The organism is Streptomyces sp. B1866 (assembly GCF_031932565.1).
Classification (GTDB): Bacteria; Actinomycetota; Actinomycetes; order Streptomycetales; family Streptomycetaceae; genus Streptomyces.
This window is the reverse complement of the sequence record NZ_JAVSCF010000171.1, coordinates 1-14,119: the sequence shown is the minus strand read 5'-3', so window position 1 is coordinate 14,119 and position 14,119 is coordinate 1. Positions and strand designations below refer to the sequence as shown.

General features: G+C 71.4%; 13 protein-coding genes. 6 read left to right on the top strand and 7 right to left on the bottom strand.

Features of this window, described 5'->3' with window-relative positions; translation table 11 throughout:
• Positions 1–46 precede the first annotated feature (46 nt).
• Both RKE29_RS20715 and RKE29_RS20710 read right to left on the bottom strand, forming a co-directional pair.
• Complete coding sequence (locus RKE29_RS20715) at positions 47–229, bottom strand: hypothetical protein (protein ID WP_312006995.1); 183 nt, start codon at positions 227–229, stop codon at positions 47–49.
• Between the two features lie 370 nt (positions 230–599).
• A complete protein-coding gene (locus tag RKE29_RS20710; RefSeq protein WP_312006994.1) occupies positions 600–1,784 on the bottom strand; it encodes a helix-turn-helix transcriptional regulator in 1,185 nt (394 codons plus the stop codon).
• Positions 1,785–2,117: 333 nt separating this feature from the next.
• Between RKE29_RS20710 and RKE29_RS20705 the strand changes: the two genes are divergently transcribed.
• Together RKE29_RS20705 and RKE29_RS20700 are read left to right on the top strand one after the other, a co-directional pair.
• Positions 2,118–2,552 (top strand): VOC family protein, encoded by a 435-nt coding sequence (locus tag RKE29_RS20705; RefSeq protein WP_312006993.1) that lies wholly within the window; start codon positions 2,118–2,120, stop codon positions 2,550–2,552.
• A gap of 144 nt (positions 2,553–2,696) precedes the next feature.
• The gene (locus RKE29_RS20700; protein ID WP_312006992.1) at positions 2,697–3,275 is read left to right on the top strand and encodes a TIGR03086 family metal-binding protein; all 579 of its coding nucleotides are present in this window, start codon (positions 2,697–2,699) and stop codon (positions 3,273–3,275) included.
• A 12-nt stretch (positions 3,276–3,287) separates the two neighbouring features.
• Here RKE29_RS20700 and RKE29_RS20695 read toward each other — a convergent pair whose 3' ends face one another.
• The 3 genes from RKE29_RS20695 to RKE29_RS20685 form a co-directional block, all read right to left on the bottom strand.
• Positions 3,288–3,941, bottom strand: coding sequence for a maleylpyruvate isomerase N-terminal domain-containing protein (locus RKE29_RS20695; RefSeq protein ID WP_312006991.1), 654 nt, complete (start codon positions 3,939–3,941; stop codon positions 3,288–3,290).
• Positions 3,942–4,155: 214 nt separating this feature from the next.
• Complete coding sequence (locus RKE29_RS20690; RefSeq protein WP_312006990.1) at positions 4,156–5,106, bottom strand: NAD-dependent epimerase/dehydratase family protein; 951 nt, start codon at positions 5,104–5,106, stop codon at positions 4,156–4,158.
• A 59-nt stretch (positions 5,107–5,165) separates the two neighbouring features.
• Positions 5,166–8,450 carry a CHAT domain-containing protein gene (locus RKE29_RS20685; protein WP_312006989.1) on the bottom strand — a complete coding sequence of 1,095 codons (3,285 nt, stop codon included), beginning with the start codon at positions 8,448–8,450 and terminating at the stop codon, positions 5,166–5,168.
• Positions 8,451–8,660: 210 nt separating this feature from the next.
• Here RKE29_RS20685 and RKE29_RS20680 point away from each other — a divergent pair, with 210 nt between their 5' ends.
• The 3 genes from RKE29_RS20680 (at position 8,661) to RKE29_RS20670 (ending at position 10,123) form a co-directional block, all read left to right on the top strand.
• Positions 8,661–9,044: a hypothetical protein gene (locus RKE29_RS20680; protein ID WP_312006988.1), complete on the top strand. Its 384-nt coding sequence runs from the start codon at positions 8,661–8,663 to the stop codon at positions 9,042–9,044.
• 93 nt (positions 9,045–9,137) lie between these two features.
• Positions 9,138–9,509, top strand: a complete 372-nt coding sequence (locus RKE29_RS20675; protein ID WP_312006987.1) for a hypothetical protein — start codon at positions 9,138–9,140, stop codon at positions 9,507–9,509.
• A 272-nt stretch (positions 9,510–9,781) separates the two neighbouring features.
• Complete coding sequence (locus tag RKE29_RS20670) at positions 9,782–10,123, top strand: hypothetical protein (RefSeq protein ID WP_312006986.1); 342 nt, start codon at positions 9,782–9,784, stop codon at positions 10,121–10,123.
• Between the two features lie 84 nt (positions 10,124–10,207).
• Here RKE29_RS20670 and RKE29_RS20665 read toward each other — a convergent pair whose 3' ends face one another.
• The gene (locus RKE29_RS20665; protein WP_312006985.1) at positions 10,208–10,729 is read right to left on the bottom strand and encodes a hypothetical protein; all 522 of its coding nucleotides are present in this window, start codon (positions 10,727–10,729) and stop codon (positions 10,208–10,210) included.
• 677 nt (positions 10,730–11,406) lie between these two features.
• On the bottom strand, positions 11,407–12,822 hold the full coding sequence (locus tag RKE29_RS20660) for a M20/M25/M40 family metallo-hydrolase (protein ID WP_312006984.1): 1,416 nt from the start codon (positions 12,820–12,822) through the stop codon (positions 11,407–11,409).
• Between the two features lie 742 nt (positions 12,823–13,564).
• On the opposite strand from RKE29_RS20660, the gene RKE29_RS20655 reads away from it, so the two are divergent.
• Positions 13,565–14,119, top strand: a 555-nt coding sequence (locus tag RKE29_RS20655; RefSeq protein ID WP_312006982.1) for a M60 family peptidase N-terminal accessory domain-containing protein, incomplete at its 3' end; no start/stop codon positions are given.

Sequence of the window (14,119 nt, the reverse complement as noted above, 5' to 3'; positions counted from 1 at the left end):
CAGGGCGTGCCGTCCACCGTGGACCACGGCAACCGCACCAGCCCGCTCACCGCTCTCCCTCCGGGCCGGTGGCCTTGGCCTGGCAGCGGGGGCACTCGCACCGGGGCCACTCACACGACGCCGGAACGAACGTCCGGCTCGGCTCACCCCGGAACGAGCAGGAGCTGACCTCGGCCTGCTCCCCGGTCACCGGGTCGAGCCGGTACACGCGGATCGTGATCAGCGCCACGCCCAACCACCCCCAGGCATCAGCCGCCCGGCCGAGGCGATGTCGACGCCGTGGATCCGGCGCGGCCCGACGTCGATCCCGTACGCGGCCAGCGAGGCCGCCCACCGCCGACGCCGCTGCACCCACCGCTCGGCGCGGTTCGCCGAATATCGGCCACGCGTTCGATGTCCGAAAACGTGCTTCACTAACGCCGCTAAGCGTTCTGTAAGGTCAACCAATGTCGTCAGCTCCCTAAAGCTGGTGGCCACCGCCCCCGGACGCACAACGGCTGAAGCGCGTCGCGGGGGTCTTCCATCTGCCCATGGTCTGACGCAACAAGGCCGGAACTATCAGAGGTTACTGATAGCTCCGGCCAAAGGTTGACTCTCTGTTACCTGCCCAGCCAGGCGCCAAAGTTGGCGAAGGTTTCCGGCATGCGCCGCTTGGCCGATTCGAGACCGGCGTAGGTCTCTCGTACGGTGGGGTGGTAACGCGACTGCTGCGGTGCGACTTTCCGGGCCTCAAGCAGGCTTTTGAACGCCGCTTCCGGCTGTCCGGCCCACATGTGCGCCCGCGCCACCTCGGCGTGGTGATGTGCCAGCCTGGAGAGGGGCCAGTCGCTCGGAATGCTGACCCCTTGGGCCGCCTCGACGGCTTCGCCGTACATGTCCAATTCGGCGAGCACGCTTACTCGGTGCACCCCCACATTCGTCGGGCCGAACGAGAGCCAGTGCACCTTCTCGGCCGGTCCGGTCCGCCCGGCGATGCGCTCGGCCTCGCTCAGGTGACCCTCGGCAAGGTCGTGGTCCTTGTCCCGCCCTGCCAGTACGGCCGCGCCCAGGTGCAACTGGCCGGTGACGACATCGCGGACGTGACCCTTTTCGGCGTTCTCCAATGCCGACATCCCCAACTGGACGAGTCGCTTGCCGGTCCGGTAGTCGCTCGCACGCAGATATGCCAGGGCTCGCATGTACTGCCGCATCGCGCTGATGACCGCGTCCGATCCACGCTGCGCGGCCCACTCCATGCGGTCCAGCGCGACCATGCCCAGGTCGTGGAAGCCCAACTTGGTCGTAAGGTCATACGCGGTGCGGTAGGTGCTGGCGAGGAGCCTCCAGCTTCGGTCACTGGGGTCGTTGTGCGCAGCCGTAGTGGTCTCGGAGATCAGCCCCGCGAGTTCGGCGGCGGCCTGCTTGAGATTGGTGGCGCGGATGAGGGAGCAGAGCTTTTCGGCATCGCCCTCCAGTTCCTCCGCGCCTCGCGGGGTCACATCCGGATCGGGCCCGATATCGTAGACGTTCAGTGCCTCGCGGATGGGCTGGATAAGGCCGTCCAGTTGGTCCTTGCGCAGCTCGTCGAGATACGGCTGCCCGGTCAATTCCGCAACCGGTACCGAAAGTGCCCGTGCCAAGGCCCCGATGACCGAGGGACTTGCGGGCATGACCCCCTGTTCGATCTTCGTCAGGGTGCTGTACGAGACGTGCGACAAATCCGCCAATTCGCGCTGCGTCAGGTTGCGCAACCTGCGCGCCCGCTTCACTCGCCTTCCGGTGTGCTCTTGGTTGTCCGAGGACATGGGGAGACTCCGTTCTGCTTCGTCAACTGCACGGTACTCCTTCCCCGTTACAGGACCGCGACGAGCGGCGTTCCATCACCCGTGAGGGTTGCCGAACTCTTCGCGCCGCGCGCGCCGACCCGGGTGACAAGCGCCAGGCCGGAGGCGCACCCGGCACCGCCGAGACTTCCGGGCCGCCGGGCCGCCGATCTGAGCCCCTGCCGCCAGGCGGCTCGCGACCGCCGAGCGGGCCGGTATCTCGGCTTCCTCCCGGCTCGCCGTAGCTGAGGCCGTCGGCTATGCGCGGCCGGTGAGCCGGAAATGGCGGCAGAGCCCCCCTGTTACGGTGGGCCAATGGCAACGGTCAAGCAGTTTCAGGTCACCTTCGACTGCGCAGATCCTGAGCGCGTCGCTCGTTTCTGGTGCGAGGTGTTGGGGTACGTCGTACCGCCGCCACCGAAGGGGTTCGCCAGTTGGGAGGATTTCGATCGCGCGCTGCCGCCTGAGGATCAGGGTTCTCGGTTCGCATGCGTCGATCCCGCGGGAGTGGGCCCCCGCCTGTTCTTCCAGCGCGTTCCCGAAGGCAAGGTCGTCAAGAACCGGGTGCACCTTGACGTGCGGGTCGGCACCGGACTCGTGGGTGCGGAGCGCCTGGCCACGCTGGAGGCCGAATGCGAGCGACTGATCGCGCTCGGCGCCGTACGCGTGCAGGTACTGCTTGCCGATGAGTACAACGAGTCGTGCATCGTGATGCAGGACATCGAGGGCAACGAGTTCTGCCTCGACTGACTACAGGGCGAACGTCGCCTGATGGGGCACTAGCCATAACTCGGTGCGCTTCAGGCGATGTTCGCCCCCGGTAGGTATGGGGGCAGTCCGAGGCGCCGCAGAAATGTGTGGCCTCGAAACGGGGGAACGGCTAACGTCGCGGCTGTGGATATCAGAGAACTGGACCGCCGTGCCCTCGCCACCTTGGGAGCGGTGATTGCGCAGGTCGGCCCGGACCAGCTTCGTCTTCCCACGCCGTGTGCCGACTGGACGCTGCACGGCCTGCTCCGCCACCAGGTCAGCGAAAACCTCGGCTTCGCGGCCGCCGCGGCAGGCGTCACCGGTGACATCCGGGCCTGGGACCAGGGCAACCTGGGCGAGAATCCTTACCAGGCGTACCTCGACTCGGCCGACGCCATGACCAGGGCGTTCACCGAGGATGTTCTGGGCCGTTCCCTCCAGATCAGGGAGTTCGGGTTCTTTCCCGGCCGGGTCGCGCTCGGTATGCACGTGCTCGACTGCGTGGTCCACGGTTGGGACGTCGCCCAGACCATCGGCGTCGCCTACGATCCGGACGCCGACCTCGTCCGCTACTCGCTCAAGGTCGCGGCGTCGATCCCGACCGGCGGACCGTCCGACGACCGGCCCAGGACCGCGTTCGCACCGGTGGTCGAGGTCTCCGAGGGCTCTCCCGACCTGGATCGGCTGCTCGGACTCGTCGGCCGTCGCCCGGCGGCAAGCTGAGCGGCCGCCAACTCAGCCGAGGCTGAGCGGGAGCCTCGCCGCGAGATCGCCCAGCGCGGCCCTTTCCGCCTCGCTCGGCGTGCGGCGGCCGGTGCCGATCCGCAGCGTGTCGCTGTCGGAGAACGCGGCGGGGAACGGGGTTCCGGCGATCTTCTCCAGCGACGCGCGTGCCGCCGCCAGGGTTTCGGCGGGCGGCTCGGCGGCTGACGGCAGGTGCGCGATCAGGTCGAGGTGGTGCAGGGTCCATTCGAGCACGTACGCGGACAGGTAGTCGCCGACGGTCAGCACCTCGCCCTGGGTGCTGACGCGGGCGGCCGGGTCGGCGAGTTCGGCGGCGCGGCCCGCGGCGGAGCCGACGTCGTCCAGGTGGAACTTCAGCCACCGGGGCTCGCCGTACGCGGCGGCCAGCCGGGGGACCAGCGCGTCGAGCGGGTCCTCGCCGGTCGGGGGTTCGACCAGCTTCCAGTAGGTGACCGCGTCCACGGTCGGTGCGGTCTCGGCGGGTGTGACCAGGGTGATCAGGACGTCCTGCGCGTCGATGACCAGGTGGCACACCAGGTCCCGTACGAGCCAGCCGGTGCAGCCGGACGGCTGCTCGAAGTCCTCGTCCGGGACGTCGGCGACCGCCGCGCGCAGCGCCGTCCACGATCGTGAGAAGAGATCCACTGCCGCACGGTAAAGCGGGACCGGAGCGGCGGACAACCGAATTCGGACGGCCGGTCCGCCTGTCCGGACGGTCGGGCCGCGTGCCCGAGCCGGAGCGGCGCCCGGGCCGGGACGCGCGCGGCCGGTGCGTACCCGGCACCGCAAAGGCCGCCGAAAGCGGGCCGACGCGGGCCACCCGCGCGAGCCGCCCGCGCACCGCCCGGCCGGGCACCGGCTAGGAACCGGCCAGCACCCGCGCCTCCTCCTGCGCCGACCAGCCCTTTCCCAGCGGCGGTTCGCCGCGCGCCCGGTCCCAGGCCAGGACGTCGGCGGCGGTGACCGCGAGCGGGGTCGCGGGCAGTCCGGCCGCGCGGGCGCGGGCGGGGCTGCGCTGCTGGGAGGGCCAGTTCGGGCGGATCAGGGGGAAGAGCGGCGGCAGGGACTCGACCTCCACCGGCACGATCTCCACCTCGCTGCCCGCCGCCCGCGCGCACGTCTCGACGAGCCCGCCGAGGGTGACCGGCTCGGCCGGGCCCACGGCGTGGAAGACGCCCGGCCGGTCGTCCGCCAGCAGCCGCATCACGAAGCGGGCCAGGTCCCGGGAGTCGAGGACCTGGACGGGCTGGTCCGGCCGACCGGGCAGCGCCACCCGGCCGCCGCGCGCGGCCCTGCGCACCCAGTAGGTGAACGCGTCCGACGGGTCGTGCGGCCCGGCGACCTTGCCCGGCCGCACGATCGTCGCCCGCGACCCGTACCGGGCCGTCACGTCGTCCTCGCAGGCCACCTTGAGCGGACCGTAGGTGTCGTCGCTCAGCTCCTCGGTGTCGCGCACCGGCGGGCGGCGCGGGGTGTCCTCGTCCGAGTCCGGGCCGACGCCGGTACGGGCGTACACCGCGTGGCTGGAGATGAACACGTACCGCCCGACCCGGTCGCCGAGCGCGTCCATCGCCTGCCCGACGTGCCGGGGCACGAACCCGCTGACGTCCACGACCGCGTCCCACCGGCCCTGCCGCAGGGCCGCGTAGTCCCCGGTGTCCCGGTCGCCCACCAGCCGCAGCACGTCGGGGAACACGTCCCCGCCGGTCCGGCCGCGGTGGAACAGGGTCACCTCGGACCCCTGCCGCAGCGCCTCCTCCGCGATCGTACGGCCCACGAACCTGGTGCCGCCCAGTACGAGAATCCGCATGACATACGACCCTAACGACCTCTGTCGGCCGTCCCCACCGGGATTTCCGCCCGGGAGTCTCAGACGCCGACGTGGATGTGCGAGGCCCACACCGACGGCATGCCGGGGAAGCGGGCGCGCAGCCCGCGCACGACGCCGTGCAGCGCCCCGGCGACGCCCTGCGGATCGCCGCCCACGGCCGCGTAGAACTCGTCCGTGATGCCGACCGCGACCTTGTCGAGGATGGGCCACAGAGTGGCGATGACATGGCGGTAACCGGCCAGTTGGAGCGCGGAGGCGAGGTGGATGGCCTCGTCCGTCAGGCGCACGCTGGCGCGCGCCGTGCTGCACGCGGACAGGAACGCCAGCTCGGCGCCGCGCAGGTCGAGCCGGGCGATGTCGGCGACGGTCAGCGGCCGCCGCTGGTGGTCGTGCAGCAGCAGGTGGCTGGCGGAGGGGGTGGTCATGCTGCTCGCGCCGTGGCAGGCGAAGTGCACCCACGGGTGGGCCGGGAGGGCGTCCAGCACCGCCTTGTGGGTGGCGGCCCGGCCGCTGAGCACGGTGGCGCCCGGGTAGCGCCGCAGCAGCAGGCCCGCCTCCACGTCCGCGCCCGGCAGGTCGGCCACCGGGCCGGGGGTGTGCCGCATGGCCACCACCAGCGGGTCGCGGGGGCCCGGGGCCGGATCGGGGGCGCGGCGCGCGAGGTGGTGGTGGAGGGTGCGGGCGGTGGGCGTGTAGGAGCTGATCACCCGGTCGATGACGGCGGGCGGCCCGTACGCGCCGGTCTGCCGCCCGTCGGCGTCGGCCCGCTGCCCGCTGCCGTCGGCCCGCGGCCCGTACGTACCGGCCCGCGGCCCGTCGGCGTCGGACGCCGCGCTGCCCGCGCCCGCTGCGCCGCCGTCGCGCCCGGCCGCGTGCAGCGGCAGGAAGCCCAGCAGCCCGGTGGGGGCCCACCACAGCCGGGGCCACGGCTCGCCGGGGCCGGGCGTGGTGTGCAGGCTCAAGGAGGTCAGCACGGGCTCGGCGATCGCGTCCCACAGCCACGCCAGCACCCCGCGCAACTCCCGCTGCGCCGCGTCCCGCTCCGCCGGGCCGGACCCGGGGGCCGCGCTGCGGTCCAGGGCGGACAGGAACGTCTCGACCTGCTCCAGCACCGCCGCCTCGACGAGCCGGGGCAGCGGTACGACCCGGATGCCGCCCGGCGTCAGCAGCAGGGCGTCGCCGCGGTACGTACCGGCGTTGACCACCGCCACCGGGCCCCGCTCGGTGCCGGAGAGCAGGTCGGAGACGCGGGGCGGGCGCAGGAAACCGGCCAGTTCGGGGCCGCGGGCGTGGATCTCGCGGATCAGCCCGTCCCACTCCTCGGTGGCCCGGCGCCGCCGGTCGCCCGCCCGGCGCACCAGGGCGGACGGCTCCGCGCGCGGCTCGGCCAGCGCCGTCAGCGGCACCCCGGAGACGGCGGGCGCCGCGACGTCGCTGTGGTCCAGCTCCGCGCGCAGCCGGGTCAGCCGGTCGGCGAGGTCCGGGGCCCGGTCCCGCAGGGCCGTCAGGTCGGGGCGGAGGTCGAGGGCCTGGGACAGCAGGACCGTACGGCCCTGCTCCAGCCACTCCAGCGCGCGGGACGGCTGCCCGGCGTGCAGGGCGCAGGCGGCGGCGTCGGTGGCCAGCCCGACCAGGTAGGTCAGCCGGTGCTCGCGGTCCCGGCGGACCAGCGCGCGCGGGGCCAGGCGCGGGACGAGGTCGAGGGCCACGGCGTACGCCGCGCAGGCGGTGTCCCAGTCCGCGGTCAGCGCGGCGCAGGCCGCCCAGCCCTGGGCGGCCAGGATGCGGGCGTACACCGGGGAGGCCTCGGTGAGCGCCGCCTCGCGGAACAGGGCCAGGGCCTCGGTCGGCGCTTCGGCGTCCTGGGCGGTCCGGCCGTCCGCCACGGGCGGGCCCCCGGCCTCGACCGCCCCCGATCCCGCCGCCGCCGTCCCCACCACCACCGTCCCGTCCGCCTCCCGCGCGCGACGCCCGTGCTCGTACCGCAGGCGCAGCGCTTCGCCGAGCCCGGCCAGCACGGCGGCCCGGACCGGCGGCGACTCGGCGTCCGCCAGCGCGCGGCGGCCGGTCTCGACGGCCTCCTCCAGGGCCGCCACGTCGCCGGTGCCGTCGTACCGGGAGCGCAGCGCGTTCGCCAGGTTGGCCAGCACCGCCGCGCCGACCAGCCGCGAGTGGGCGACGGCCGTCGCCGCCCGGCGGCCGGTCTCGATGGCCTCGTCCAGCGCGGCCGGGTCGTCGTCGTGGACGTGGCGGGCGAACAGCGCGGTGCTCAGCAGCACCATCGCGGTCTGCTGGGGGCTGTCGGGCGGGGTGGCCGCCACGGCCCGGCGGCACACGTCGACCGCCTCCTCCAGCGCCGCCGGGTCGCGGGTGTTCTCGTGGCGCGTGGACAGGGCGATGGCGAGGTTGCACAGCCGTACGGCGCGCAGCGGGTGGGTCTCGGGGGTGGCCTCCACCACGCCGCGCAGCAGGTCGACGGCCTCTTCCAGGGCCGCCGCCTCGCCGGTGAGCAGGTAGCGGTCCTGGAGCGCGATGCCGAGGTTGGCGGCGTACTTGGCGCGGTCGCGGTCGATGTTCACGGTGTGGCCGCGGCGCCTGCCGGAGTCGCCCGCGGCCGCCCGGCGCAAGGCGTCCACGGCCTCGTCCAGCGCCGCCGGGTCGCCGAGCAGCTTGTCCCGGGTCAGCAGCGCGCAGCCGAGGTTGTTCAGCACCGGTCCCGCCTCGCCCGGGTGCTCCCGTGCCATGCCCTCCAGCGCCTCCCGCAGCAGGGGCACGGCCTGCTCGACGTCCGCCGGGTCGCCCAGGCGCTCGGCGCGGACGCGCAGCGCCTCGCCGAGGTTGGACTGGTCCCGCCACCGCGCGGGCCGGTCGGCGGGCCCGGCGGCCACCGCCTCGCGGTAGACCTCGATGGCCTCGTCCAGGGCCGCGGCGTCGCCCTGCTGCTCGTAGCGCATCCGCAGTACGGACGCGAGGCAGCTCAGCGGGACGTCCGGCTCCTCGGCCCCGGCGGGGGTGGCCCGCACCGCCTGCCGGGCGACCGCCTCCGCCTCCGTCAGCACGGCGGGATCCGGCCAGAGCTGGCAGCGGATCGCCAGGGCCGTGCCGAGGTTGGCCAGGAACCCCCAGTGGCGGGGGTCGTCGGGCGGGACGGTCTGCGCCACCCGCCGGAACAGCGCGGCGGCCTTGTCCATCAGGACGGGGTCGGCGTGGTCCTGCGCCACCTTGGACAGGGCCACGGCCCGCCCGTACCACCACGGCTGCCGCAGCCGGACCCCGAGCCCGGCCCTGCGCTCGCCCACCGATCGGCCGCGCGGCTCGTCCAAGCGGAACCCCCGTCCCCCGAAACCGTCCGCCACGGGGACCCGCGGAGCACCGCCCGCACCGCCGGGACCGCCCGTCACACCTCTACTACCGTACGCAATCAGGGCGGGTGTGACCAGGATGGATGTACGGCGCATCCCGGGTGGTCCGGACACGGAGTCTGTCCGGTTGATCCGCTGTGCGCTGCCTGGCGCGACGCTACGGTGACCGTCATGAGTGCTGAGGGCATCAGCCCCGACGACCAGTGGCCCCTGCCGCCCGCCTGGATGTTCGACTGCTCCGAATGCGTCCGCGTCTACCGGGACATGAAACGCGTCGAAGAGGCGGTCGCCGAGCGCTGGCGGACCAGAGACCGCAGTGAGAGCGCGGTGGACTGGGACCCGATGGACAGCGTCCTGAGCGCCCAGATCCGCCTCTCCCGCCACCTGGCCGACGCCCACCGGGACCTGCTCCCCGACTGGACGCCCGGGTGCGACCGCTGCGCCGACCACCAGAAGATCCTCTCCGGGAACCGCTGCACGGGATCGGAGGTGGCCGCCGCCGAGCACCGGGCCTCCCACCTCTACGCCCCGCCGCGCCGCACCAGGATCTTCTGACCGGCGGGCGAAAGCCTCCCCGGGAGGGGTCCCGAGACCGGCGGGTTAGAAATGCCGGGCTGGAATCCCCCTCGTAAACAGGAGGTCCGACTGATGAGTACGGGTATGCGCCGGCGAGCCGCGACGACTGCCGCGACGCTGACCATGGCGGGCGCGCTGGGCTTCGGCCTGATGTCCCCGGCGGCGTCCGCCGCGAGCCACGGGCCCTGCTACGACGGGCGGTGCAAGATCACCGTGTCGGCGCCCAAGACCATCAAGGTCGACAGCCGCACGTTCGGGTTCGGCCAGCTGAAGATCACGAGCATCAGCTCCCGGTCCGTACGGATGTCGGCGACCTCGGGCGGCGTGTACCTGAGCGGCAGCACGAGCCCGGGCGGCACCGTGAAGTTCAACAACCTCAAGATCTGGGTGAAGTCGATCTCCGGCCGCAAGGCCGATCTCCAGCTGTTCCCCACCCGCCGCTGAGCCTGTGGCCCCGGACCCCGGCGCGTTCGCTGCGCGCCGGGGTCCGCGTGTGAACAGGGGTGTCACCGCGGCCCCCGGGCACGCCCGCCGGGCAGCGGCCCCGCGCCGCACGCGGGGCCGGTCCCGCGTGGCGAACGCTGAGTGAGCCCTCGGACAGCGCATTGCATAATCGTTTCTTCTTAAGCTGTCCGGGCGACGAGGCGCCTCATTCGCGGGTCCGGGGGGTACGGCGAAGAGGCCCGAAGCAATCACTCGCCAGAGGAGCTGACCCCATGGTCGACATGGAAGTCGAGGATGTGATCGAGCCGGTGTCGGTGCTCGAAATCCTCAGCACGGATGCCCTTCGCCTGCATTCCACGTATTATCATATTCGCGGTGTTCAGGGGGTGTTCTCCCGCAATCTGAGCGCCCCTCTCACGGACCGCACCACCCAAGTGTACGCATCCATCGCGGAAATCGACAACCAGGACAACCCCCACCTCGGGGACGCGGTCATGACGGTGCACGACGTGGTACCCCTGGACGGTCAACGGGTGATCGTCCGCGGCGAGGTCTCCTGGCCCGCACCTCTGAATGTCAGAGTGAACATGTTCTTCGCCAACCAGGTCGAGTGAAGCGGCCGGAAAGACTGAAGCGCGTTCGCGGAAGGCTCTGAGCAGGCAGGCCGAGCCGTGTCCGCTCAGCGAACGACGACGGAATCAGTCCCAGTTGTTCTCCACGCCGAAACGCGCCATCCAGGCGTCGAACGCTTCCCCCAGTTCCGCGGTGGTCGCCTCGACCACCGCGTTCGGATCGGACGCCGGGGCCAGACCGAACCGGGCTTCCAGCCAGGCTACGTACTCCCCGTGACGTTGGCTGGGCCCGGCGTCCTCGTCCCAGCGGACGAAATCGAGACCGCCCGGATAGACCCAGAGATCCATATCGCAGGCGAGAAGCTGGAACAGCTCGCGGAGACTGCGAGCGACGAGGCTGATACCGCCCTCGTCCCCGAACGCGACGATCGGAAGCGTGGACGGGTCCGGACGGTCGTCGATGCGCCAGAAGGCGATCCTGGAACCAGTGCTGTTCGCGGCGAAGGCGAGGAAGCCCCGGGCGAACTCGGGGTCTTCCGAGTACCCCTCGCCGACCTCGTCGTCGTCATCGGTGAGTTCGAAGCCCGAGGCGAAGAACTCCCGTGGGCCACTTCCGTCGAACTGCCGTAGCAGCTCCAGTTCAGGCACGGATTCGGGCGGCCACGTGGACGTCGGGCCAGCAGGGGAGATCCGATCAGTCAAGGGCTCTTCTCCGTGAAGACGACGGCGCTACGGGCAGCCGCTGCGAGCCAAGGAGTGTATCCCACCCCTGCGTTCGGCGAAGACCGGGGCGGTGCCGACCGGTCAGGCGGCGGTGCGGACCCCCGAGCGGGCCGCACCGCCGCCTGGCAACGGGCGACTGTCGCTCGCGACGCACCGCGCCCCGTGACAGGCAAAACGGTCATCAACCATTCCCTACGCTTCCTGCCTGGTCGTAGGACCGTCGGCACGCAGGTCCGGCCACGGCGTGGGCACGGTCTCTTCCAGACCTCGCCTACTCGTGGGCACAGTTCGCCCCGCGGCACAGCGGCCGCCCCGCGATCGAGTCGACGACGCGGCGGCGGAACTGCGCGCGGCAGGTCTCCCGCTGGACGCGCCGCTGTCCGCGGGCCGGGCGGTCACCCGCGACAGCGAGCGGACTCCCGTCCACGCGGACCCGGCGCACTCGGCGTGCCGAACGTGATCACCCCACCGCCTGGAACGCCGAGCACGGCAGCACCGAGGTGGTCCAGACCCGCTCCGATACCGTCCCCTGCCGCGACGGCACCGGCGGCCCGCCTGTCGCCCGTACGGGCCGTGCGCAGGCATCAGCCGTAAGCGACGTCCTACGGGCTCACGGGGACGGCCGTAGGGGCCAAGGTCTCGGTCTCGGCGGATTCCGGGTGCGCCAGGAAGTACAGCAGGTAGCACTCGGCGAGTGTCATCGCTTCCAACTCGCCGACGTCGACGCTCTCGGGCGCGGAGTGGATTCTGCACAACGGCTCTTCGCAGCCGAGCAGCAGCAGCGTCGCATCCTGGTTGACCTTCTGGAGTTCGGTGACCAGGGGGATCGCTCCGCCGACTCCGGTGAACACGGTCTGCTTGCCGGGATAGGCGTGCTCCATGGCCTTCTTGGCCACCGCGTACCCGGGCCTCGTGGTGTCCGCCTGGAAGCCCGCACCGACCGCGCCCGGCACCGGCTGAACGGTGACGCACGCATTCCACGGGTTGAGCGCGGGCCCCTCAAGGAACTGCTGAAGCCGGGCGATGGCGTCCTGCGGGGTCTCCAGGGGCGCGATGCGCACGCTGACCCGGGCGGTGGCCGTCGGCTGGAGCCGATTGATGGACTTCCCCGTCGGCGGAGGGCCGTCGAGACCCACCACGTTGACCGAAGGCCTGGTGTACAGCCGGCTGCCGAGCGTGTCCGTCCCGATGAGGCGTACTCCCGGTTTCACCCCGGCCTGCGTGCGGAATTCCTGTTCGTCGGGCTCGCGGCCCTGCCAGTGCTGCCGCACCAGGTCGGGTATCGCGACATCGCCCGCGTCGTCGTGCAACTGGGCCAGCATGCGTACGAGCGTCATGAAGGCGTCGGGCGGCGGACCGCCGAACACGCCGCTGTGCACGGGGGATTGCAGGGTGCTGACGGTGACGTCCGCCGCCACCACGCCGCGCAGGCTGGTGGTGAACGTCGGCTCGCCCAGTTTGTGGTTGCCGGTGTCCGCGATGACGAGGACGTCGGCCTTGAAGAGGTCCGGGTTCTTCCGGACGTACTCCTCAAGGGTGCCGCCCGACTCCTCCTCGCCCTCGATGACGATCTTCAGGTTGACGGGCGGCTTGCCGTCGAACGCCCGGAGGGCGCCGACGTGCATCATGACGCCGGACTTGTCGTCGGCCGCCCCCCGGCCGAACACCCGGGTCCGCCCGTCCGGCATCTTCTTCTTCTCCGGCTTGAAGGCATTCGCCCAGTCACCGGCAGGTACCACGTCGTAGTGGGCGTACAGCAGCACTGTGGGCCCCTTGGACGGTCCGCACGTGGCGTAGACCAGCGGGGCGTTCTTCTGCGCGTCGCCGATGTGCTTCTGTTCGACGTCGGTGATGCCGGTGCCTTTCAGCAGGCCTACGCACTTCTTGGCGGCGTCCTGCACCGGCTTGATATTCGACGGATCGTAGACCGACGGTATCTCGACGAGTTTCATGAGGTCGGCGACCAGGCCGTCGCCGAGCTCGTTGACCTTTCCCGCCAGATCGGTGTTCGCGTTCATTTTTCGTGACTCCAGCTTGTGTGTCTGCCAGTGAGGCTGAGACGGAAAACGAGGGCTGAGGTCCGGCTGCCGGACACCGGAACCCCCTCGGCCTCGCGCTGGACGCCTCCGCGTCGGAGAGACGGCCGCAGGAGTCGCCCGCGCCCTGAGTTGCTTCCCCGTGCCGCCTCCGCTCCCCTTACCCGCCTGTCTCTCCACCGTAGGAAGCCGGGAACGGCGATGCGCGCCGAGAAGGAATCCGCCGCCTGCTCCGTTCGGGTGACTGGGCGGGACCGCGACGGGCGGTGCGGCGACCGGGAGCGGCAGGGCGACCGGGGCAGCGGAGGAACAGCCCCGTGGGGGCAGGCGGGCGGCAGCGAAAGGTGACGCGGCACACCCGGAAGGAGAATTGGGGCACTGCGGGCTCAGCCCGGTGAACGGCCCTGTCCAGAGTGGCTCCGACGCCGTGATCACAACAGCCACACTGTGATCACTCCGCGACGAGATCATTACGGGGCGACGTCACCGGCCGACGTGACGCGTCGGCACCCGGAGGGGTGTCCGTGGATTCAGTCGGGTGCCTGTGGGGGACTCGAACGGCGTCCGGGCCATCAGAACCGGCAGGCAGACGGCTTGCCGCGAATTCACCGCGGAAGATCTGTCCCCCGGCCATTGGCACCCCTGCACTCGCTGTCTTGAGGGCTTGTCCCCGCGGCCTCGTAGGACCGTTTGCCGGAAATCAGCGACGAAATGATCGGACGGAATGATGGAAAATGCTACTGAATGCCTGCCGGCGGATGTGAAGTTGGCGGCGAGTCGAGAATTCCGGTGCACCCCTGCAAGCGAGGCGGAGAGGAAGCGGCTTGGTCTGTGGTTCAAGCGGTCCGACGCCCAGCCGACTGGCGCCTACGCCAAGGCCGGCGAAGCCTTCGAGATCAAGGTCATCGGCGGCCCGGCAGGGGCGACTCTGGAAGCTGTGGTCGGGACCTACGGGTACGGCGGGTTTATTCAGAAAGACACGGAGGAGCCGCGCACATACAAGCTCTCCCGGGGGCCCAATGAGATCCGGGACGCCGTCGGCGGTGTGGTCTGGATTCGTGCGGTGTCCGACGGTGAGTCGGCTGTGCAGGGCTCGACGAGCATAGAAATCACTGGTTCCGGTATCCAGCGGATTCCTGTCTACCGGCAGGGCGAGACGAGGCCCGCCGACTGGCCGCAGATGTTGGAAGACTCCGAGATGAAAGGCGAGCGGTCACCCGTCCAACTGGTCGGTGAGCACACAGTGCTCACCGTGTGGCGCGCCAGCGCGCTCGCCAAC